Origin of the sequence: Pseudooceanicola sp., from assembly GCF_041987405.1 — a bacterium.
In the GTDB taxonomy this organism is placed as follows: domain Bacteria; phylum Pseudomonadota; class Alphaproteobacteria; order Rhodobacterales; family Rhodobacteraceae; genus Pseudooceanicola.
On the sequence record NZ_JBHIWR010000006.1, the window covers coordinates 157,180 to 179,685 of the forward strand.

At 64.4% G+C, this 22,506-nt stretch carries 19 protein-coding genes and 1 tRNA gene; 11 read left to right on the top strand and 9 right to left on the bottom strand.

Annotation, left to right across the window (positions count from 1 at the left end):
- The first annotated feature begins 77 nt into the window (after positions 1-77).
- Positions 78-2,018 (top strand): AsmA family protein, encoded by a 1,941-nt coding sequence (locus ACFC2Y_RS15460; RefSeq protein WP_375175470.1) that lies wholly within the window; start codon positions 78-80, stop codon positions 2,016-2,018.
- Between the two features lie 21 nt (positions 2,019-2,039).
- Here ACFC2Y_RS15460 and ACFC2Y_RS15465 read toward each other — a convergent pair whose 3' ends face one another.
- The 4 genes from ACFC2Y_RS15465 to modA form a co-directional block, all read right to left on the bottom strand.
- Complete coding sequence (locus ACFC2Y_RS15465) at positions 2,040-2,801, bottom strand: tyrosine-protein phosphatase (RefSeq protein ID WP_375175471.1); 762 nt, start codon at positions 2,799-2,801, stop codon at positions 2,040-2,042.
- Between the two features lie 77 nt (positions 2,802-2,878).
- Positions 2,879-3,949 (bottom strand): molybdenum ABC transporter ATP-binding protein, encoded by a 1,071-nt coding sequence (gene modC / locus ACFC2Y_RS15470; protein WP_375175472.1) that lies wholly within the window; start codon positions 3,947-3,949, stop codon positions 2,879-2,881.
- A complete protein-coding gene (gene modB, locus ACFC2Y_RS15475) occupies positions 3,946-4,635 on the bottom strand; it encodes a molybdate ABC transporter permease subunit (RefSeq protein ID WP_375175473.1) in 690 nt (229 codons plus the stop codon). The genes modC and modB overlap by 4 nt, the downstream gene beginning before the upstream one ends.
- On the bottom strand, positions 4,635-5,399 hold the full coding sequence (gene modA / locus ACFC2Y_RS15480) for a molybdate ABC transporter substrate-binding protein (protein WP_375175474.1): 765 nt from the start codon (positions 5,397-5,399) through the stop codon (positions 4,635-4,637). Before modA ends, modB begins: the two co-directional genes overlap by 1 nt.
- A gap of 111 nt (positions 5,400-5,510) precedes the next feature.
- Between modA and mnmH the strand changes: the two genes are divergently transcribed.
- Positions 5,511-6,557, top strand: coding sequence for a tRNA 2-selenouridine(34) synthase MnmH (gene mnmH, locus ACFC2Y_RS15485; RefSeq protein WP_375175475.1), 1,047 nt, complete (start codon positions 5,511-5,513; stop codon positions 6,555-6,557).
- A gap of 4 nt (positions 6,558-6,561) precedes the next feature.
- Here mnmH and selD read toward each other — a convergent pair whose 3' ends face one another.
- Positions 6,562-8,709, bottom strand: a complete 2,148-nt coding sequence (gene selD / locus ACFC2Y_RS15490; RefSeq protein WP_375175476.1) for a selenide, water dikinase SelD — start codon at positions 8,707-8,709, stop codon at positions 6,562-6,564.
- A 465-nt stretch (positions 8,710-9,174) separates the two neighbouring features.
- Between selD and ACFC2Y_RS15495 the strand changes: the two genes are divergently transcribed.
- The 4 genes from ACFC2Y_RS15495 to ACFC2Y_RS15510 are packed head-to-tail and all read left to right on the top strand — an operon-like array spanning position 9,175 to position 13,111.
- Entirely contained in the window at positions 9,175-10,599 is a 1,425-nt protein-coding gene (locus tag ACFC2Y_RS15495; RefSeq protein ID WP_375175477.1) for a circularly permuted type 2 ATP-grasp protein, read from the top strand.
- Complete coding sequence (locus ACFC2Y_RS15500) at positions 10,599-11,540, top strand: alpha-E domain-containing protein (protein ID WP_375175478.1); 942 nt, start codon at positions 10,599-10,601, stop codon at positions 11,538-11,540. The genes ACFC2Y_RS15495 and ACFC2Y_RS15500 overlap by 1 nt, the downstream gene beginning before the upstream one ends.
- Before the next feature lie 2 nt (positions 11,541-11,542).
- Positions 11,543-12,343: a transglutaminase domain-containing protein gene (locus ACFC2Y_RS15505; RefSeq protein WP_375175479.1), complete on the top strand. Its 801-nt coding sequence runs from the start codon at positions 11,543-11,545 to the stop codon at positions 12,341-12,343.
- Between the two features lie 15 nt (positions 12,344-12,358).
- The gene (locus ACFC2Y_RS15510) at positions 12,359-13,111 is read left to right on the top strand and encodes a peptidase (protein ID WP_375186455.1); all 753 of its coding nucleotides are present in this window, start codon (positions 12,359-12,361) and stop codon (positions 13,109-13,111) included.
- Here the strand turns inward: ACFC2Y_RS15510 and ACFC2Y_RS15515 are convergent.
- Positions 13,108-14,433: an aspartate aminotransferase family protein gene (locus ACFC2Y_RS15515; protein ID WP_375175481.1), complete on the bottom strand. Its 1,326-nt coding sequence runs from the start codon at positions 14,431-14,433 to the stop codon at positions 13,108-13,110. The genes ACFC2Y_RS15510 and ACFC2Y_RS15515 overlap by 4 nt on opposite strands.
- 123 nt (positions 14,434-14,556) lie before the next feature.
- Between ACFC2Y_RS15515 and ACFC2Y_RS15520 the strand changes: the two genes are divergently transcribed.
- From ACFC2Y_RS15520 to ACFC2Y_RS15540, 5 genes are all read left to right on the top strand, one after another.
- The gene (locus tag ACFC2Y_RS15520) at positions 14,557-15,402 is read left to right on the top strand and encodes a MurR/RpiR family transcriptional regulator (RefSeq protein ID WP_375175482.1); all 846 of its coding nucleotides are present in this window, start codon (positions 14,557-14,559) and stop codon (positions 15,400-15,402) included.
- A gap of 32 nt (positions 15,403-15,434) precedes the next feature.
- Positions 15,435-16,403, top strand: coding sequence for a TAXI family TRAP transporter solute-binding subunit (locus tag ACFC2Y_RS15525; protein ID WP_375175483.1), 969 nt, complete (start codon positions 15,435-15,437; stop codon positions 16,401-16,403).
- A 132-nt stretch (positions 16,404-16,535) separates the two neighbouring features.
- Positions 16,536-19,145 (top strand): TRAP transporter permease, encoded by a 2,610-nt coding sequence (locus tag ACFC2Y_RS15530; protein ID WP_375175484.1) that lies wholly within the window; start codon positions 16,536-16,538, stop codon positions 19,143-19,145.
- Positions 19,142-19,573, top strand: a complete 432-nt coding sequence (locus ACFC2Y_RS15535) for a universal stress protein (RefSeq protein WP_375175485.1) — start codon at positions 19,142-19,144, stop codon at positions 19,571-19,573. The genes ACFC2Y_RS15530 and ACFC2Y_RS15535 overlap by 4 nt, the downstream gene beginning before the upstream one ends.
- A 37-nt stretch (positions 19,574-19,610) precedes the next feature.
- A complete protein-coding gene (locus tag ACFC2Y_RS15540; RefSeq protein ID WP_375175486.1) occupies positions 19,611-20,879 on the top strand; it encodes a helix-turn-helix transcriptional regulator in 1,269 nt (422 codons plus the stop codon).
- Positions 20,880-20,950: 71 nt separating this feature from the next.
- Here ACFC2Y_RS15540 and ACFC2Y_RS15545 read toward each other — a convergent pair whose 3' ends face one another.
- From ACFC2Y_RS15545 to ACFC2Y_RS15555, 3 genes are all read right to left on the bottom strand, one after another.
- Positions 20,951-21,499 carry a VPLPA-CTERM sorting domain-containing protein gene (locus ACFC2Y_RS15545; RefSeq protein WP_375186456.1) on the bottom strand — a complete coding sequence of 183 codons (549 nt, stop codon included), beginning with the start codon at positions 21,497-21,499 and terminating at the stop codon, positions 20,951-20,953.
- A 249-nt stretch (positions 21,500-21,748) separates the two neighbouring features.
- Positions 21,749-21,835: transfer RNA gene (locus ACFC2Y_RS15550), tRNA-Leu, on the bottom strand.
- A 92-nt stretch (positions 21,836-21,927) separates the two neighbouring features.
- Positions 21,928-22,422 (bottom strand): DUF2306 domain-containing protein, encoded by a 495-nt coding sequence (locus ACFC2Y_RS15555; protein ID WP_375175488.1) that lies wholly within the window; start codon positions 22,420-22,422, stop codon positions 21,928-21,930.
- Positions 22,423-22,506 lie beyond the last annotated feature (84 nt).

The following is a 22,506-nucleotide window of genomic DNA, read 5'->3' on the forward strand; positions in this document are numbered from 1 at the left end:
CCCACTTCTCCTTGTGGCGGCGCGGGCAGGTGCTAGGGTCGGCGCCCAAGGGCGGTCAGCCAGGCGCAGGAGGGGACATGCGGCTCATTCGGCTTCTTATCGGTGCACTTCTTGTCTTTGCCCTGCTCGTCGTGGGCGGGCTCTTCCTTCTGCCCGGTCGCCAGATCGCCAAGCTGGCGGCGGATGAGCTGACCCGCCGCACCGGCCGGGACGTGCAGATCGCCGGCGAGGCTAGGGTGACCCTCTGGCCGGATCTTGGCGTTACGGTTGACGCGCTCTCCATCGCCAATGCCGACTGGTCCGAAAACGGCCCCCTCTTCCGTGCAAACTCCGTCACTATCGGTGTCGATGCCGCCGCGCTGATCCGGCGCGATATCCGTATCCGCACCCTTCATGCCGACACGCCGCAGATCCTGCTGGAGCGCAACGCCGATGGACGCGGCAACTGGGAGCTGGCGCCCCCCGCCGCGCCCGCTGCGGACGCCCCCGCCGCCGCCCCGGCCCCTGCAGCAGCACCTGCGCGCAAGGCACCGCCGACCTTCACCCTGGACCGAGCCGAGATCACCGATGCGGCGATTTATTACCTCGACCGCAAGACCGGGACGGAGATCAACCAGCGCGGCATCGACCTGTCGCTCGCCTACCCCGAGGCCGGGGGCCCGGCCGAAATCGACCTGACGATGCGCCCGAACGGCGAACCGGTCCGGCTGTCCGGGGCGATCGGCGATCCGGTGGCCCTGGCGGGGGCCGAGATCTCCACCATCGCGCTGGATGTCACCGCCCCCGGGGCCAACGGCCGGTTCGACGGCCGCGCCTCTGTCGTGCCGGAGGCCCAGGGCCAACTCACCCTCAACATATCCGACAGCGACGCCCTCGCCCGCGCGCTTGGCCAGAGCGCACCGGGTCTGCCCGCCGGAATGGGCAGGGCGCTGACCCTCGACACCGCGATGACCCTGACCGCAGAGGGCATCCTGTCCCTGCGCGACGCGCTGATCGCCTCCGGCCCCAACCGCCTGGCTGTGGCGGCGGATCTGACCACCGGCGGCGCGCGCCCGACGCTGACGGCCAAAGTCGTCGCTGAAGCCCTGGCGCTTGCCCCGTCGGGGACAACCGGCGAAGGCACCGAAGCCGCAACAGGCTGGTCCAACGATCCCATAGACGCCTCCGCCCTGGGCCTGCTGGACGGCCAGATTTCCTTCGCCGCGAAATCCATCGACCTCGGCACCACAACGCTTGGCAAGACGCGGCTGACGATCAATATCGACCGCGCCCGCGCCGTGACGACCCTGCAGGAGGTGCAGGCCTTCGGTGGCGTGCTGACCGGCGAATTCGTCGCCAACAACCGCAACGGCCTCTCGGTCGGCGGCGACCTGAAAGCCACGGATATCGCGCTGAACACCATGCTCACCGAACTGGCGGGCATCACCCGGTTTACCGGCGAGGCCTCGGCCAGGCTGCGTTTTCTGGGCATCGGGCAGACCCAGGCCGCGATCATGAACTCCCTCTCCGGCGAGGGGCGGATCGAGACGGGGCGCGGCACGATCGACGGGATCGACCTGGACCGGCTGTTCCGCGGCGGCGATCCGACCGGCGGGACGACCATCTTCGATGCCACCACCGCGACCTTCACCATGCAGGACGGCGTGCTACGCAATGACGACCTGCTGATGAAGCTCGCCGGGATAGAGGCCAAGGGCGTCGGGACGGTCGGCTTTGGCCAGCAGCAGATCGACTACCTCTTCACCCCCGTCAGCCTGACCGCCCGCGATGGCCGGGGCCTGGCCCTGCCCGTCCGCATCCGTGGCGCCTGGGCCAGTCCGAAGATCACCGTGGATGTGGAACGCGCGATTCAGCTGAACGCGCAGGAAGAAAAGACCAAGGTCGAACAGAAGATCCGCGATGAGGTGGCGAAGAAGCTGGGGGTGGAACAGCAGGAAGGCGAAAGTACCGAAGACGCCCTCAAGCGCAAGCTGGAGGAAGAGGTCAGGGACGGGTTGCTGAAACTGCTGAAGCCATAGCGCCCTGACCCTGACGGCGGGTCAGATCCCGCCGCCGGTCAACCGCGCGGCCAGCCGTGCCCGCAGCGCCGCGTCGATCCCGATCTGGTCCAGATAGGCAACCGGCCCGCCATATACGGTATCCAGATGCTCCAGCACCCGGCGCATCGTGTCGGGCGCGCTGGCCAGGATCTGCTCCGTCCGCTCGGGCGACGCGCCCCGATCCCGGATCGCCCCGCGCAGCCGGTCCATCAGCGAGGCGCCAAGCCGTTCCGTTAGCGCATATTCCGCCACCACCACATCCCGCGCCACGCCCGCGTTGGACAAAAGCAGCGCCGCGATCAGCCCGGTCCGGTCCTTCCCGGCGGTGCAGTGGAAATAGACGCCGCCCGGCGCCGCTGCGGCGATGGTGCGCAGCACCCGGGCGATGTTGTCCTGACAGTCGTCCAGCGCCCGCACATAACGGATGCCCATGTTGAACTGTCCCCCGGCCTCTTCCGCCATCTGGTCCAGCGGGGCGAGCCCGTCGAAGAGCGGGATATTCACGTAGATCACCCGCGAATCCTCGGCCAGCGGATTGGGCGCCGAGGCGATCTCGTCATCCCGGCGCAGGTCGATCACGGTGGCCAGCCCGCGCGACAGGAGGTCCTCGTGATGCTCGGTCTCGATCCCGGTCAACGCGCAGCCACGCCAGACCGCATCGGCTTGCGTGACCTGCCCGCTGTCGGTCTCATAGCCGCCAAGGCAGCGGATATTGTGGACGCCGGGATACGGCAGGGCTTGGGTTTCAAGAATGATGCTCATCGGGACCTCCGGCGTTTGGCGGCACGGTACGGAAATCCGCCGGGATGACAAGTGTCAGGCGGCCTTCCCGTTTTGGATCAGCCGCGCCCGACCGCCCCGCGCGCCACCGCCACGGATTTCAGCACCGCATAACAGGGCTTGCCCGGCGCCAGCGCCAGCGCCTCCGCCGAACGGCGCGTGATCCTTGCCAGCAGCAGATCCTCTCCCGCGCGCAGCTGCACCATCACCCCGGGGCCCTGCCCCTGGTGCAACCCGGTGACATGGGCCGGAAGAATATTTAGCGCCGAAACCTCCTCCGGCCGGGTCAGGGCCAGCATGATGTCCTGCGCCTCGATCCGGACGCGGACCGGATCGCCCGGCTCCCCCTCCAGCGCAGGCAGCAACAGCGCGCCGCCGGAGACCGCGACCTCGGTCAGCCCATCCTCGTGCTGTTGCCGTATCTGCCCGCTCAGCAGCGCCCCCGCCGTGCGCGGGCCGAAGATCGGCGCAAGCTCCGGATCCGCAAAAAGGTCGGCCGCTGGCCCCGCGCGGACAACCCGACCCTCCTCCATCAGCACCAGCGTCGTGGCCAGGCGCGCGACCTCCTCCACCGAATGCGAGACATAGAGGATCGGCAGGCCCACCTCGTCGCGCAGACGTTCGAGATAGGGCAGGATCTCCTCCTTCCGGGCGACATCCAGCGCCGCGAGGGGTTCGTCCATGACCAGAAGCTGCGGGTCAGACAGCAGCGCCCGACCAATCGCAACCCGCTGCGCCTCACCACCCGACAGGCTTTGCGGACTACGCGACAGCAGATCGCCGATCCCCAAAAGATCGCAGACCCGTGTCAGCCCCGCATCACCCCGTGCGCCGTAAAGCAGGTTCTTCCTGACGCTCAAATGTGGGAATAGTCTAGCATCCTGAAACACATATCCGACTTTCCTCATGTGAATCGGAACAAACGTTCCGATCGCAGCATCGTTCAGGACTCGTCCATTCAGAACAATCCTTCCGTCACGCGGTTTCAGCAACCCCGCGACCGCATTCACCACACTGGTCTTGCCCGCCCCCGACCGACCGAAGAGCGCCGTCACCCCGTCCGGCGCATCGAAATCGACCTCCAGCAGGGTGTCGCCCAATTGGTGTCGAAGCGAGACCGACAGGCTCATGACCCACCCCTGCGCGTCATGGCCCGCGCCAGTGCCTCGGACGCCACCAAGGCGCCCGTGGCCACCAGCACCGACACCAGCACCAGCCGCAGCGCCGCCCCGTCCCCGCCGGGCTGTTGCAGGAAGGCATAGATGGCGGAGGGCAGGGTCCGCGTCTCGCCCGGGATATTCGACACGAAGGTGATCGTCGCCCCGAACTCGCCCATGGACTTGGCAAAGGCCAGGACCGCGCCGGCCAGAACGCCCGGAAGGATCAGCGGCAGGGTTACCGTGGCAAAGACTCGCAGGCGCGAGGCCCCGAGGGTTGCCGCCGCCTGCTCCAGCTTTGGGTCGACCGCCTCCACCGCCAGGCGGATCGCCCGCACCATCAGTGGAAACCCCATGACCGCCGCCGCCAGCGCCGCCCCGGTCCAGCGAAACGCAAAGACCACGCCGATCGCCGCCAGCGCCTCTCCAACCGGGGCGACGGGCGAAAAGGTCAGCAATAACAGATAGCCGACCACCACGGGCGGCATGACCAGCGGCAGATGCACCAGCACATTCAGCAGCCCCCGCCCCCAGAACCGCCCCCGCGCCAGCGCCATGGCCACGGCGACCCCCGGCGGCAGCGACAGAAGCGTCGCCCATATCGCCACTTTCAGCGACAGGGCGACCGCAGCCCATTCCTCGGGGCCGAGCCAGCCCATCAGGGGGCCACGGCCATGTCGAACCCGGCCTCGTCAAAAATGGCCTGCGCCTCCGGCCCGCTCAGATAGGCCAGGAAATCTTCGGCAGGCGGGCGGGCAAAGGCGATGAGCGCCCCGGGATAGGTGATCCGCGAATGCGTCTCCGGCGGGAAGATCGCGCGCCGGTTCACCTCCGGTTCCGCCCGCGCATCGGTGGTGTAGACGATCCCCCAGGGCGCTGCGCCGGTGGCGACTAGCGCCAGGGCGGCGCGGGTATTGTCCGCCTCCGCCAGCGAGTCCTTGACCTGATCCCAGAGCCCGAGCGAGGCCAGTGCCTCTCTGGCATAGATACCAGCTGGCACGGCTGTGGTCAGAGCGACCGCCAGCCGCCCGCCCTCCAGCAGTTCGCCCAGGTCCAGTTCCGGGGTCAGCGGCACCTCTTCACCCCCGTCATGAGAGATCAGCGCCAGCCGGTTTTCCCACAGATCGCGCCGCGTCTCGTTCCGGATATGGCCTAGCGCGGCCAGGTGATCCATCCAGCCCTGATTGGCCGAGAGGAAGACATCCGCCGGCGCGCCCTGTTCGATCTGCCGCGCCAGGGCGGAGCTGCCGGCGTAGGAGATGACGACCTCATGCTCCGTGGCCTCCTCGAACTTGGCCGCCGCCGCATCCAGCGGCCCGGCCAGGCTGGCGGCGGCAAAAACCAGCAGCCGGTCGGCCCGGGCCTGAAGCGGCAGGGCAAAGAGACCGGCAATCGCCAGAAAAGTGATGAGTGTTCGGACCATGACCGGCCTATGTCATCCGAGGGGGGCACCGATTTCAAGATCAAAGGCGCCTCACACTTGCGATAGGTTACCGCCGGGTGCATACCGCTTGAACCCTTTCGGAACCCCGCCATGCCCGTCACGCTGAAATCCCTCCGCGATCTGGCCGCGCTGCCCTTCGACAGCGTGATCGACGTGCGCAGCCCCTCGGAGTTCGCCGAGGACCATATGCCCGGCGCGATCTCCCTGCCGGTGATGAGCGACGCGGAACGCGCCCGCGTCGGCACCATCTACACGCAGGTCGACCCCTTCCAGGCGCGCAAGATCGGCGCCGCGCTGGTGTCGCGCAATGCCGCCCGGCACCTCGAAGGGCCGCTGTCAGAAATGCCCGGCGGGTGGCGTCCTCTGGTCTATTGCTGGAGGGGCGGCCAACGCTCCGGCTCCTTCGCGGTGATCCTCGGCCAGATCGGCTGGCGTACGGACACTGTCGAGGGCGGCTATCGCAGCTATCGCCGCCTCGTGGTGCGCCTGCTGCATGACGACCCGTTGCCGTGGAAAACTGTTCTGATCGACGGCAATACCGGCACGGGCAAGACACAGCTCCTCCATCACCTCGCGGCCCAGGGCGCGCAGGTGATCGACCTGGAGGGGCTGGCGGCGCATCGCGGGTCACTCTTCGGCGGCCTCTCCGGCCCTCAGCCTGCGCAGAAGATGTTCGAAAGCCGCCTCGCCGCCGCGTTAGTTGCGCTCGACCCGGCCCGCCCGGTCTTCATGGAGGCCGAAAGCAACAAGGTGGGCGACCTGCTGATCCCCGGCTCCGTCTGGAAGGCCATGATCGCCGCCCCGCGGATCGAGGTCACGGCGCCCCTGCCCGACCGTGCCGCGCATCTGATCGACACCTATGGTGAACTCACCGCCGATCCGGCGGCTCTGACCGCCATTCTCGACCAGTTGCGACCTTATCATTCCGCCGACCGGATCGCGCACTGGCAGGCCCTCGCCGCCGCCCGCGACTTCCACCAGCTCTGCACCGGGCTGATGCACGACCACTACGACCCGCGCTACGCCAAGAGCAGCACCCGCAAGGCCGCCGCCATCGCCCGGATCGCAATGCCCGACCTCACGCCCGCCACGCTTGAGCGGACGGCCCGCCGGATGATCGACGAACATGGCGGGTAAAACCTCAGACCAGCGTGATCCCGACCGGACCTTCCGTCATCCGCCCGATCTGCACGGCCTCAATCCCCTGCCCGGTCAGATCCGCAATCACGCCCGCCGCATCCTCCGCCCGGACAGCGGCCAGGAACCCGGCGGCGGTCTGCGGATCATGCAGCAGGGCAGCACGCGGGCTGTCGGGACCAAAGACCGGCGCATTCGCCCGGTTGGCCTCGTAAAGCGTTGATCGAACGCCCTTTTCCGACAACTCCAGCGCCCCGGAGAAGAGCGGGATCCGGTCCAGATCGACCTCCACCCCCAGCCCCGAAGCCCGGCAGATGGCCATCAGATGCCCCGCCAGGCCAAAGCCCGTGACATCCGTCAACGCATGAGCGTCGCGCAACGCCGCCACCGCGCCGGGCCCGGCGGCCATGGAGGACCAGAGCGTCGCAATATGCGCCCCCCGCGCCTTGCCCTGCATCTCACCCGCCAGCAGGACACCCGTGCCGATCCTCCCGGTCAGGATCAGCGCATCCCCCGCCTGCGCGCCTGCGACGGTTATCGGGTCCTCCGGGCACAGGCCTGTCACGGTGAAGCCGATCGTCAGCTCCGCCCCCATGGTCGAATGGCCCCCCAGGATCACCGCCCCGGCGTCGGAAAAAACCTCCCCCGCCGCCGTCATGATCTCCGCCAGCATGCGGGCCTGCAGGGCATCGCTGGCGCGCGGCAGGATAATCTGGGCCAGCGCCGATTGCGGCTTTGCCCCCATGGCGCGCACATCGCCAAGCGCATGATGCGCCGCGATCCGTGCCATCAGCCCGGGATCGTCCGTGAACGCCCGCAGGTGATCCGTCGTCAGCACCTGCCGCATATCGCCAATGCGTAACACGCCCGCGTCATCGCCCGGCCCGGTCTCCACGTCCGCGCGCGGGGGCTGCGGCAGGCCCGCGATGACCTCCGACAGGACCCCGGCCCCGACCTTGGACCCGCACCCGGCGCAGAGCGGGGCCGCCCCCATGATCGCCGCCACCCCCGGCGCCGCATCCGCCGGGATCGGCGGCGGTGCCATGACCGGCAGATCGGTCAGACGGCGCATGAACTTGCGGTCGATATGATCCTTCCAGTGCCAGACCAGGCTGCCGGCCGGAGCCAGCGGCAGGGCGGGCCATTTCTCTGCCACCGCGCGCGGCCCACCAAGCGACACAAGACGCAGGAACCGGCGCTGCGGGCGGAAGTTGCGCAGCGCCCAACCCAGAGTACGCGCCCGCAGGTTGTGCACCAAAACTTTCGCCGCCCGCACCGCATAGACCCCGGCCTTCGGGCGCGGATCATGGGTCAAATGCGCGCAATCCCCGGCCGCGAATATGTCATCATGGCCAATCACTTGCAGCGTCGGCCCCACCTTGATGAACCCCTCGTGCAACGGTAGCCCGGTGCCTTCCAGCCAGGGCTGCGGGGTTGCGCCCCCGGCCCCGACCGTCAGCGCCGACGGCATTCGACGCCCGTCGGCCAGCGCCACCTCGGTTTCGGTGACCTCCACCGCCGTGTCAGTGACGAACGCGATCCCCGCCCGGTCCAGTTCCCGCATGAGCCGCCGTTCCATCGCCGCCCCTACCCCGGCCAGTCCGGAGCGTCCAATGACCCGCACCTCCGCCCCTGCGCCAAGGCGATGTTTCATCGCCAGTGCCAGCTCCACCCCGCCCAGACCGCCGCCGATCACGGTAACCGGACCGCGCGGACCGGCGAGAAAGGCTTCCCACGCGCGGGAAAATTCGGTGAAGGGCTTCACCGGCACGCCGTGTTGGGCAAAACCCGCCACCTCCGGCAGATGCCCGGTGATGCCGATGTCCAGTGAGGCCAGGTCATAGGCAATCACGCGCCCGCCCGCGGTGATCGTCTTGGCCTGCGGATCAAGCGCCTCCGCCCGTTCCAGGATCAGCCGCGCCCCGGCAAAGCGGGCGAGCCGGACCAGATCTATCCCGATCTCATCAGCGGAATAGAGGCCCGAGACATGGCCCGGCAGCATCCCGGTATAGGGCGCGACAGGCCCCGGATCGATCAAAGTCAGCCGCACGCCGGGCACCGGGTTCATCGCCCACATCCGCAGAACCAGTGCATGGGCATGGCCTCCGCCGATCAACACAAGGTCTGTCGTCAGGGGAATCTGGCTCTGCATCGGGGACCGCGTGACATTGGATGGGCTTCCCGGTGCTACTCCGAGACGCGCCGCCAGTCCATGCGGCGCAACGGAGCGATCGGGTGGGAGGTCGAGACCATGTCTTATTTGTGAATTCCGCACTGAAGAACGAGCCAATAAATAGCGTCAAAAGTTGTAAAAGTGATATTTTTTGCCAGCTTGCATGGGATCAAATGTCGTACTTCCACAGTTTGATGGCATCACCACCTCACGACAAAAATACATCAACTTATGCTCAGAAATATCTGTAAAAACTGGATTATAATAAATACCAGGGCACAGGACGCCCAGCCCAAGCCGCCTCACACACCGACCCCAAAAACGCCCATTCCTTAGGCGATCCCAGCCATAACGATGGATTTCCACACACCGCCTGCCAAAATAATTCGCACGGCGCGACGCATCGGATTTTGCTAATCGCGAACAGCACACTAGGCTGAGGGCATGGATCAGAATCAAGTCTTCGATGAAATGTGGGGCCGCGAAGAAGAGCTTCGCCTGCCGTATAACCTCTTCAAGTCATGGTTCGACGGGGAAGAACCGAAACGGCTTCGGGCCAAACAGCGCGAGGCGGAGGAGCTGTTCCGCCTGACCGGCATTACCTTCAATGTCTACGGTCAGGCCGCCGCAGAAGAGCGGCTGATCCCCTTCGACATCGTCCCGCGGATCATATCCGGGCTGGAATGGCAGCGCCTCAGTCGCGGCATCGAACAGCGGGTCCGCGCCATCAACGCCTTCCTTTACGACATCTACCACAAGCAGGAGATCATCAAGGCCGGGCGCCTGCCCGAACGGATGATTGCCAACAACGACGCCTTCCTGCCGGAGATGATCGGCGTGGCGCCCCCGGGCGGCGTCTATACTCATATCGTCGGTATCGACCTGGTCCGCACCGACGACAACCAGTTCTATGTCCTGGAAGACAATGCCAGAACCCCCTCCGGCGTCAGCTACATGCTGGAGAACCGCGAAACCATGCTCCAGATGTTCCCGGAGCTCTTCGCCCGCAACCGCGTCCAGCGGGTGGAGAATTATCCGGCCGATCTGCGCTCCTCCCTCGCCGCCTGCGCGCCCGACCGGACCACCGGCAAGCCGACCGTCGCGGTACTTACCCCGGGCATCTACAACTCCGCCTATTTCGAACATGCCTTCCTCGCCGATCAGATGGGCGTCGAACTGGTCGAGGGGCATGACCTGCGGGTCATCGACGGCCGCGTCGCCATGCGCACGACACAAGGGTACAAGCCGATTGATGTGCTCTATCGCCGGGTGGATGACGAATTCCTCGACCCCCTGAACTTCAACCCCGACAGCGCCCTGGGCGTGCCCGGGATCATGGATGTCTACCGCGACGGCGGCATCACCATCGCCAATGCGCCAGGCACCGGCATCGCGGATGACAAGGCGATCTACAGCTACATGCCCGAGATCGTGGAATTCTACACCGGCGAACGTCCGCTCTTGGAAAACGTGCCGACCTGGCGTTGTTCGGAACCTGACAGCCTGGCCTATGTGCTCGACAACCTCTCTGACCTGGTGGTCAAGGAGGTCCACGGGTCCGGCGGTTACGGCATGCTCATCGGGCCAACGGCGACCAAGAAGGACATCGCCGAATTCCGCAAGAAGCTGGAAGCCAGGCCCAACAACTACATTGCCCAGCCCACGCTGGCCCTGTCGACGGTGCCGGTCTTTACCCGCGCCGGGCTGTCGCCGCGCCACGTCGACCTGCGGCCCTTTATTCTGGTGAGCCCGGACAAGATCAATATCACCCCGGGCGGGCTGACCCGTGTGGCCCTGAAGAAGGGCTCACTGGTCGTGAACTCCTCGCAGGGCGGGGGCACCAAAGACACCTGGGTGCTGGAGGACTGATGCTAGGCAAGACAGCAAATGGCCTTTTCTGGATGTACCGCTACCTGGAGCGGGCCGAGAACACCTCCCGTCTGATCGAAACCGGGCAGCGCATGGCGCTGACCCGGCTTGGCTCGTCCGAGGCCGAGTGGAAATCCATTCTCCAGACCGCCGGCGTCCTGCCCGGGTTCGAGGCCAGCGAAGAGGACCTGACCAAGGAGGCCGCCATCGACTGGCTGTTGCGGTCCAAGGCGAACCCCTCCTCAGTCTTGATGTCGATCGAAGGCGCGCGCCAGAACGCCCGCATGGTCCGCACCGCCCTGACCCACGAGGTCTGGGAAGCGACCAACGCCTGTTACATGCGCGCCAAGGAGCTGCTGGCCCGCAAGGTCGGCGAACGCGACCTGCCCCAGACCCTGGGTGAGTTACGCCAGCGTACGGCCCTGGTCCGCGGGGCGACCCATGGCACGATGATGCGGAACGACATCTACAACTTTGCCCGCATCGGCACCTTTCTGGAGCGCGCCGACAACACCGCGCGAATCCTCGACGTCAAGTATTACGTCCTGCTGCCTTCGGTCATGTCCGTGGGGTCTTCCATCGACAACGTGCAATGGGAAACCATCCTGCGCTCCGTCTCTGCCCGGGGCGGGTTCCGGTTGACCTACGGCAACCAGTACGACCCGGTGGATATCGCGCATTTCCTCATTCTGGACGGGCGGATGCCGCGCTCCCTCGCCTTCTGCATCCGCAAGATGCGGGACAATCTGAGCTTCCTGAACGCCACCTACGGCGAGCTCCCCGAAAGCTCGGCCAAGATCGCGGATCTGGAAGAAAAGTATCTGTCACGTGACATCGACTCCGTCTTCGATCAGGGTCTTCATGAGTATATCCAGAGCGTCCTCATGCGGATGAGCGACCTTGGCGCCCAAATCGAGAAAGACTACCGGTTCTACGAATAGCCATGCGTTTGAAGATCAGCCACACCACCCAGTACCGGTTCTCGGAACCGGTCCACAGCGGCCTGCAACAGCTGCGGATGACCCCGCTCGACCAGGCGAACCAGAAGATCATCGACTGGAACATATCGGTGGAAGGCGGCGTCAAGCAGCTGGATTTCATGGATCATTTCACCAACCACGTCGATCTGATCGCGCTGGATTCCATGACGACGCAGGTCACAATCTCCTGCAATGGCACGGTGGAGGTCGAGGACACCCATGGCGTGCTGGGCCGTCATACGGGCTGCACCCCGCTCTGGCTTTACCGCCGCGCCGCGGATCGTACGGCCATCGGCCCCGGCATTCGCCGTCTGGCGCGCCAGGTCGAGGGCGACAGAGAACTGGACCAGATGCATCACCTTATGGCGCTGGTCGGCGAAGCGGTGACCTATGCCACCGGCAGCTCCGAACCGCATTGGACCGCAGAGGAGGCTCTGGCCGAGGGCAAGGGTGTCTGCCAGGACCACGCCCATATCTTTCTGGCCTGCGCGAGAGAGCTGAAACTGCCTGCGCGCTATGTCTCCGGCTATCTGATGATGGACGACCGGACGGAGCAGGAGGCGATGCATGCCTGGGCGGAGGTGCATGTTTCCGATCTGGGATGGGTCGGCTTTGACGTCTCCAACGGTATTTCGCCGGATGCACGTTACGTCCGGGTCGCGACAGGACTGGACTATTCTGATGCCGCGCCTGTAATTGGCACGAGGCTCGGCGGCACGGATGAGGATCTGAACGTCGAGATCGAGGTAGCGCAACAACAGTAAAGGCAGGCGCCTGAAATGACATATTGCGTGGGCATGGTCCTGGACCGCGGCCTTGTCTTCATGTCCGACACCCGCACGAACGCGGGGCTCGACAATATTTCCACCTTTCGCAAGATGACCCATTGGGAGGTCGAGGGCGAACGCGTCCTGACCCTGATGACCGCCGGCAACCTGGCCACGACCCAGGCCGTCGTGTCGCTGCTGGATGAACGCACCAAGGCGCCGGATGACCGCGAACCCTCGCTGCTCAAGGCGCCGTCGATGTTCCAATGCGCCCGCATCGTCGCCGACACGCTCAAGGACGTGATTGCCAAGCATAATCAATCCGGCATGCAGGCCTCTGCCTTCAATGCGACGATCATCCTGGGCGGTCAGATCAAGGGCGGCCCGACCCGTCTGTTCCTGATCTACCCCGAAGGCAACTTTATCGAGGCCGGGGCGGACACCCCCTTCTTCCAGGTCGGGGAGATGAAATACGGCCGCCCGATCCTGGTGCGCGCCTATGAACCGGGCATGAGTTTCGAGGAGGCGATGCGACTGCTGCTCGTCAGCTTCGACTCGACGCTCAAGGCCAACCTGACAGTCGGCCTGCCCTTCGACTATCACCTCTATGCCATCGACAGCCTGAAGATCGGCCCGCATGGCCGGATCGAAAAGGAAGACGCCTATTTCGAAACGGTCTCGCAGGGGTGGGGCGACGCGCTGAAATCCGCGCTGCACAGCCTGCCGCTGTTTTCGCTGGAGGGCTCAGACGGCCTGGCGGGTTAACCCGCCAGCACCGCAGCCAGACTGGCCGACAGCTTGCCAACCAGTTCGTCGATCTGGTCCCGCGTGGAAACGAACGGCGGGGCCAGCAACACATGATCGCCCTGCTGGCCGTCAATCGTCCCGTTCATCGGATAGCAGATCAGCCCGTTCTCCATCGCCGCCGCCTTCAGCCGTGCCGCGACCCTGCGGCCGGGATCGAAGGGCGCCTTGCTCTCCCGCTCCGCAACGAACTCCAGCCCGCGGAACATGCCCTTACCCCGGATGTCGCCGACATTCGGATGCTGGCCGAACTCCGCCTCCAGCGCCTCAGCCAGATACTGCCCCATCTCGGCAGAGCGGCCGGTCAACCCGCCTTCGGTCAGCTTGGTCACCACCGCCAGGGCCGCAGCACAGGCGACGGGATGGCCCAGGTAGGTATGCCCATGCTGGAAGAAGCCCGACCCCGCCTCGATCGCCGCATATATCTCAGCGGAACAGAGCATGGCGCCGATTGGCTGATACCCCGCGCCCAAGCCCTTGGCGATGGTCACTATATCCGGGCGGACGCCATCCTGTTCGCAGGCAAAGAAGGTCCCCGTCCGTCCCATGCCGCACATGACCTCGTCCAGGATCAGCAGCACACCGTATTTGTCACAGATCTCGCGGACGCGCCGGAAATACCCCGGAACAGCCGGAACCGCCCCCGCCGTGGCGCCCACGACCGGCTCCGCCAGAAAGGCGATCACCGTCTCCGGCCCCACACGCAGCAACTCCGCCTCCAGCTCATCTGCGACGCGCTGGCCATAGGCCTCCCGGCTCTCGCCCTCCGTCCGGCCGCGGTATTCGTAGCAGGGCGCGATATGGCTGGCCGAGACCATGACCGGATCGAAGGGCTCCCGCCGCCACATATTGCCGCCTGTGCCAAGCGCGCCAAGCGTGTTGCCGTGATAGCTTTGCCGTCGGGCGATAAAGCGGGTGCGCTGCGGCTGGCCGATCTCCAGCATGTACTGCCGGGCGAGTTTCAGCGCCGCCTCCACCGCCTCGGATCCGCCGGAGACCAGATAGACCCGGTCTATCTCCTCCGGCGCATGGGCAATCAGTGCATCCGCCAGTGATTCCGCAGGCTGCGAGGTCAGGAAACCGGTATGGGCAAATTCCAGCTCCCTGAGCTGCGCATGGATCGCCGCGATGACATCGGAATCATTGTGCCCAAGGCAGGACACCGCCGCGCCGCCCGATCCATCCAGATAGGCTTTCCCATTGGAATCATAGATATAGACACCATCCCCCCGCACAGCCACGGGCAGTTGCCCCTTGGTATGGCGTCCAAACACATGCGACATGGCCTATCCGCTCCTCGTCGACCCTGACGCCACTGAAACAGCTGAAACAAACGTTGACAATAGATGAAACAATGGTGACGGTCAGGGTGATTGATGTGAGGTATTGTGTTGCGGTCGTTCGAGATGCGTCTGTCTGAAAAGTATAGCGACCTGAGCGGAACCCTCCGGCAGGCTGCCGAATACCTGGCGGAAAATCCTGTCGACACGGCCACCCGGACCCTGCGCAATGTCTCCCGCGATAGCGGCGTTTCGCCCGCGGCTTTCTCGAGACTGGCCCGGGCGCTGGATTACGACAGTTTCGAAGACCTGCGCGAGGAGATGCGCCGCAAGATCGGCCAGCGGGTCAATGGCTTTGCCTCCCGTGCCGAGCAGCTGCAGCGCGCCCATAGCGAGGACCGCGCCAGTTTTCTCGATGCCCACCTCGCGGCGTGCCAGTCGAACCTCAAGGAATTCGTCGAAACCGTGGACCGCGACGCGCTGGACAAGGCTGTGGATCAGATCGCGGCCGCGCGCAAGGTGCTGCTGGTTGGCGCCCTCGGCTCCACCGGGGTGGTCGAATACCTGTCCTATATGGCGAACTTCTGCGCCGACAACTGGACGATGGTCGGCCGCATGGGCGCCTCCATCGGCGGGGGGCTCTCCGGCCTCGACAACCGTGACGTGCTGATCGTGGTCACCAAGCCCCCCTTTGCCGACCGGGCCATCCGCGCAGCCGGGCTGGCCCGCAAGCAGAAGGTCCATGTGATCGTGATCACCGACACGCACAGCTGCCCTGCCCTGCAACATGCCGATACGCGATTCATCGTCGCGACCAACAGTCCGCATTTCTATTCCTCCTACGTCGTCACGATGTTCCTTGTGGAATCCCTCATCGGGATGCTGGTCAGCCGGTCCGGACCGGCCGCCCGCGCGAGGATTGCCGAAGTGGAGGATGCGAACCGGGTCCTGGCCGAAGTCTGGGATCTCTGACACCCAAGAACATTCAACCAAGGGAGATAAAGATGTTCGACAAACTGAAACTTGCGGCGGTGGCTGTGGCCGCTTCTGCCATGATGGCTCCGGCCGCCCATGCCGAAGAGTTCATCACCATCGGCACCGGCGGCGTGACCGGCGTCTATTATCCCACAGGTGGCGCGATCTGCCGTCTGGTGAACAAGGGCCGCCGCGACCATGGCGTCCGCTGCTCCGTCGAATCCACCGGCGGCTCGGTCTACAACATCAACACCATCCGCGAAGGCGAGCTGGAGTTCGGTGTGGCCCAATCCGACTGGCAGTACCACGCCTACAACGGCTCCTCCCGTTTTGAGGATGCAGGACCCTTCGAAGAGCTGCGGGCCGTCTTCTCGGTCCACCCCGAACCCTTCACCGTGGTCGCCCGTGCCGATAGCGGCATCAAGTCCTTCGACGACCTCAAGGGCAAGCGCGTCAATATCGGCAACCCCGGCTCCGGCCAGCGTGGCACGATGGAAGTGCTGATGGAGGCCATGGGCTGGACCAACGATGACTTCGCCCTGGCGACCGAGCTGAAGGCGGCGGAACAGTCCGCGGCGCTCTGCGACAACCAGATCGACGCCATGGTCTACACCGTCGGCCACCCCTCGGGCTCCATCCAGGAGGCCACGACCGCCTGTGATTCCGTGCTGGTCGAGGTCTCCGGCGATGTGGTTGACAGTCTGGTCGCCGACAACCCCTTCTACCGGACCGCAACCATCCCCGGTGGCATGTATCGCGGCAATGACGAAGACACGATGACCTTTGGTGTCGGCGCGACCTTCGTGACCTCCGCCGACGTCTCCGAAGACGTGGTCTACACCCTCGTCAGCTCGGTCTTCGAGAACTTCGAGGACTTCAAGGGTCTGCACCCGGCCTTCGCCAACCTCGTGCCCGAGGAAATGGCATCCGCCGGTCTGTCGGCCCCGCTGCATGACGGCGCCGCGAAGTACTACAAAGAAAAAGGCTGGATCGAATAAGCAATCCGGTGTGATCTGAAAGCGTAAAGATCGCTCGGGGGCGGCCTCCGCCCCCGATACCCGCCCAGGCCGCACAGCGCCGGGCGTCCTGGTTACGAAAACAAGGTCGGACAACCGACGGCAGGGGGACAGATGACAAGCAAGGAAAACCGCGCGCTCAGCGAACAAGAGCTGCAGGAACTGGTTGCGGCCAGCGACAGTGGCGCTCGCAGCCCGACCGGCCCGATTGGAACATTCATCGCCGCCGTCGCTCTGATCTGGTCGGTGTTTCAGGTTCTCCTGGCCTCTCCGGTCGCGCCCTATGTGCTGCCCGGAGACCTCATCAACAACTCCCGCCAGATCCACCTGGCCTTTGCGATTTTCCTCGCGGCGATGGCCTATCCGCTGTTCAAGTCCAGCCCCCGCGACCGCATTCCCCTCTACGACTGGGCCCTCGGCATCGCCGGTGCGCTGCTGGCCCTTTACGGCTATTTCTTTTACGAGAAGATCGTCGGAAATGGCGGCCTGGCCGATGACATGGATGCCTATTTTGCCCTGGCCGGTCTGATCCTGCTGTTTATCGCCTCCTACCGGGTCCTCGGACCGGTGATGGTGATCCTCGCCGTGGTCTTCCTGTGCTACGTCTTCTTCGGCTCGTCCGAGGTCGTGCCGGACCAGATCAGATGGGCCGGCGCCTCGCTGCGCAAGGCGATGAGCCATATGTGGATCACCTCCGAAGGGGTCTTCGGCATCGCGCTCGGCGTCTCGACCAAGTTCGTCTTCCTCTTCGTGCTCTTCGGGGCCCTGCTGGATAAGGCAGGCGCCGGCAACTACTTCATCAAGATGGCCTTCGGCGCCCTCGGCCACCTGCGCGGCGGCCCGGCCAAGGCGGCCGTTGTCGGCTCTGCCGCGACCGGCCTCATCTCCGGCTCCTCCATCGCCAATGTGGTCACCACCGGCACCTTCACCATCCCGCTGATGAAGCGCGTCGGCTTCTCCGCCGAAAAGGCCGGCTCGGTTGAGGTGGCGTCGTCGGTGAACGGCCAGATCATGCCGCCGGTCATGGGCGCCGCGGCCTTCCTGATGGTCGAATACGTGGGCATCTCCTACGTCGAGGTCATCACCCACGCTTTCCTGCCCGCGATCATCAGCTATATCGCGCTGGTCTACATCGTCCATCTTGAGGCGGTGAAGAACAACATGCCGACCATTGGCAACAAGGTGGTCAAGCTGCTGAACACCATCCTGGGCATGTTCGGCTTCTTCGCCGGTTTCGCGCTGCTGTGCTATGCCACGCAATACCCGGTGGCGGCGATCGTGTCGCTCTTTCCCGAAGGCTCTGGCTGGATCCTGTCGATCCTGCTGGCGCTGATCTACATCGGGCTGGTGTACCTTGCCGCGCAGACACCGGACCTGGAGCCGGACGATCCTGCGGCCGAGGTGGTCGAACTGCCGGATGTGGCCAAGATCTACAAATCCGGCCTCTACTACCTGCTGCCGATCATCGTGCTGGTCTACTTCCTGATGATCGAACGCAAATCCCCCGGCCTCTCGGCCTTCTGGGCAACCTTCCTGCTGTTTGGCATCCTGCTGACGCAGAAGACGCTCAAGGCCATGTTCCGCGGCGAGGACAACGCCATCAGCCGCCTGAAGGATGGTCTGGTCGACCTCGTCGAAGGCATGATCGACGGCGCGCGCAACATGATCGGCATCGGTCTGGCAACCGCCACGGCAGGGATCATCGTCGGCACCGTCTCGCTGACCGGGATCGGCCAGGTCATGGCAGATTTTGTCGAGTTCCTGTCGGGCGGCAACCTGATCCTGATGCTGATCTTCGTGGCGATCCTGTCGCTGATCCTCGGCATGGGCCTGCCGACCACGGCAAACTATATCGTCGTCTCCTCGCTCATGGTGGCCGTGGTGGTCGAACTGGGCGCGCAATCGGGGCTGATCGTACCCCTGATCGCGGTGCACCTCTTCGTCTTCTACTTCGGGATCATGGCAGATGTGACGCCACCTGTGGGCCTGGCCAGTTTCGCCGCGGCCGCCGTATCGGGCGGGGATGCAATCCGCACCGGCTTCACCGCCTTCTTCTACAGCCTGCGGACGGTGGCCCTGCCCTTCGTCTTCATTTTCAACACCGACCTGTTGCTGATCGACGTGACCTGGACTCAGGGCATCATCGTCTTCATCGTGGCGACCATCGGCATCCTGATCTTCACCGCCGCGACCATGGGCTGGTTCCTGACCAGGAACCGCATCTGGGAAACCGTGGCGATGCTGCTGATCGCCTTCGCCCTCTTCCGGCCCGGCTTCTTCATGAACCAGATCCAGCCCCCGTATGAGACCATCGCCCCGGCGCAATTCGCCGAAGCCGTCGGCGCGGCCAAGCCCGGCAGCCAGCTGCGCACCGTGATCTCCGGTCCGGATTTCGACACGCTCGAGGTCAAGGAGGTGACCGTTCCGGTGACCGTTCCGGATGTCGAGGGGGCCGAGGCCCGCCTCGATGCGCTTGGCTTCATGCTGGTCCCCGAGGGTGACGAGATGCGGCTGGACGAACCGATGTTCGGCTCCGATCTGGGCACGGCGCTGGAGTCCTTCGACTTCTATGGCGACGAGCCGGTTCAGATCGCCTCCGTCCAGGCGGCGGCGGATCAGATGCCGAAAGAGCTGATCTTCATCCCGGCGCTGCTATTGCTGGGCCTCATCGCCCTGCTGCAATCGCGACGGTCCAAACGTATCCCGCAAGGAGAACCGGCATGACCGACACTGTACTCTGCGCCATCGACATCAACCGCCCCGACGAGGAAGCCCAGGTCCTGACGACCGCCAAGCAGATGGCGGAGATGAAGGGCGCGACCCTGGATGTCATCACCGTGGTGCCGGATTTCGGGACCTCCATGGTCGGGGTCTATTTTCAGGACCACCAGGTCAAGACCGCCAAGGACGGCGCCGCAAAGGCCCTCAACGATTTCGTCGGCGAGGTGATCGGGGAGGAGGCGAACAGATCCGTGCGCCATCTAGTCGCCGTCGGCACCGTCTATGAAGAGGTGCTGAAGGCCGCCAAAATCTCCGGCGCAGGCCTGATCGTGATCGGCGCACATCGTCAGGACTTCAAGGACTACCTCCTCGGCCCCAATGCCGCCCGCGTGGTCCGGCATTCCAAGTGTTCGGTCTACGTGGTGCGGTAGTCAGCTGCTACCAAGCCATTTCGCATGGCGGTGTCAATTGGATGGAAATGAAAACGCGGCCGCCACGGCGCTGCTATTGAACGCCAATCCTCCGCTCTTCCTCTGGCGAAGATGGTTAATTTCTGTGCGCCCTTCTGGTATAAGCGCTGCCATGTCGGACGGAACATATTCTCAGGATGCGGCAGCACAACTCGCACTTGCCGCGGTGGATGCAGCAGCCCGACCTGAAGCGTGGCAGAACCTGTGCGATCTGGTGGCGGATCACTTGAATGCTGCCGCTTTCATGGTGTTTGCGTATGATACAGCCTCTCCCGCAGCACCGATCTTTCACGCGTCGAAGGTCGCGCAGCGCCCGGCGGTCGCATCGCTTCAGTCGGAAATGCAGAATGGGGGCGATGCGGAGGATCACGCGGCCTACTCCGCACTTGCCCGAATGCCACCCCGTGTAGCATTGCAAGAAGGTGAGCTATTCGGTTTGAAGCGCGGTGCGGACCTTCCGCCAAATTCATGGCGCGACCGGGTTCTGCAAGCGACGGATGGCCAGGCACGAAGCATCATGCGCATCAATGACCATGGCCCGTTCCTCGATGTTGCGGTCGCCCATGAGCGATCTCCATTTGATGACGCCCCTCCGGAAATGGCTCGATTGACGCCATTGTTGGGGTCGCTGTTGGCGCGTACTCTGGAATCATCCCGCGTGGTCGCCGCTCTTGCTGCAAGTCACGCGCGCCTCATGGCGCTTTTTGATCGGCTCGATTTCGGCGCGGCGTTTTGTACGCCGGACGGGAAAGTGATTACCGCGAACGCGGCGTTCCGTGAAATGGCTGATGACAACAACGGCTTGTGGCAATCTTCGGGCCGGATAGGTGCCACCGATCCTGCTGCTTCAGCGGCGCTACGCCGTGCGCTCGACGCCGCTGCGCGGCCGGAGGCGACGTCCGATCGGCTGACTTTGACGGTTCCGCGCCGCTCCGGCCAACTGCCGTTGGTCTTGCGCGCCGCCCCGGTGCGCGACAACGATCTTTCAAAAACTGTCGCGGTCCTGCTTCTCGTCATAGACCCCGAAGATGAGGCCCGTCTCTCCGTAGATGGCCTGGCCGCCTTTGGTGTGCTCAGCCCTGCGGAACTCGACGTCTGCAAATATCTCGTCCAGGGTTTTGAAACGAACGGCATAGCTGAACGGCGCGGCACCGAGATCGAAACCGCCCGCAATCAGATCAAATCTGCCACGGCAAAACTCGCCTGCCACTCGCGCCTCGACGTCGTGCGTTTGGCGATGTCAGCGAAAGCACCAATCATAAAGTGAACGGAACGCTCCATGGGTCGCGGCCCGGCGTGAAGCGTTCCGATGACGGCGACGCCGCCCCAAATGTGGTGTTAGCTACGTCCTCGCCGCATCATGCCAAGACCGCCGATCCCCGCGATGAGGAGCCAACCAGCGGCAGGCAACGGGACCGACGTCGTGTCCGCGAACGCACTGGTCAGGAACCCGGAGCCGGTTCCTTCGCGGAAGGTTGTACAAGTGGTGGTCGTCGCGCACTCGTAAAAACCACCGTTGGACGATGAGAAGAAGAGAGAGGTACCGATCGAGGACGCGCCGAGAGAGGAGGTATCAACCAACACTCTGACGCGGCCCCCGCCCGAGCTACTACTGCTATTAAAATCGATGAAATTGGCATCGAACGCGCTGAACGCGCCGATGTCAGCGGAGTCGTATGTCGAACCTGCCAAAACTGATCCGAGCGTCGTTTCAATATCAAAGGCCGTGATGGCGTTTGTGTCGGTATCCCAAGTGAAAGTACCGCTCAGGACTGCTCCGTCTTCGAAATCTGCATCGTTGAAAGAATATTCAACGAGAGCGGCCTGTGCAGAGGTCCCGAAGACAGAAGCCATGAGTAGACCGGAAAAGAGTAAGCGCTTTGGCATGATTCACCTCAAAATGTGGACGTTTAAAAGTAGACGACCGAAGCCAACCACGTCACACACGGCTCTTCATGACCCATGCGGGCTATGTCGGCATGATATTTCCTGAGATTGGTCCAGGCGAAGGCGCCACACTTGGCGGTGTCGTGACTGAGGGGCGCGATGTCATCCGAATCCCGGAGACCAGATGGAGAACCGGTCGAGCGCAGTGATCTCGAAGGGGGATGAAGCCAAGAGCTTGCCGTATTCAAATGGTGCGGTCGAGAAGACTCGAACTTCCACGGGAGTTACCCCACAGCGACCTCAACGCTGCGCGTCTACCAATTCCGCCACGACCGCACTGTCTTGACTTGGTGGCGCGCTGGATAGCCCGACTTGGGGGGGATGTGAAGGGGGAAATTGTGAAATTCGCCATTTCCCGCCACCCCCTGTCACGTCTCACGCCGCCCGCGCAGATCGCGCTGGACGCGCGCCCGGAACGCCACCAGACCGACGAGCGTCAGAACGGAGAGAAAGCCCGTCACCTGCGCCTCGCCAAACAGCGCCTCGGCCATCATCCGCCCCGGGATCAGCGTGAAGAGCCCTGCCAGACCAAGCGACCAGTAGGCCGTGGCCCGCAGGATGCCCTCGTGGGCCCGTCGATTGCCCCGGCGCAACTCCACCACGGCCCAGATCACATTGTAGAGCGTCAAGACCGACAGCAGGTGGATGGGCGAGAACGGCCCGATCAGGCGGATGCCGTTGATCCAGAAGGAACTGATGGCCGTGGTCAGCATGGCGGTAACCCAGACATAGCCCGCCACCTTGTGCACCCGGTCACGCCGTCGCCGGAACAGGGTCAGCGGCAGCAGCAAGATGGCCAGCAGCGCGGCGAGGACGTGGATCTGGATGGCAACAGATGCGGAAAGAAGCGGTGTCAGGCTCATGTCGGGTTCCTTGTCATGTCAGGGTGAAGCTGCCACTTCTCTGACAAGGCTTGTCCGGCGGGACGAGCGTGGATGCGGAAACGG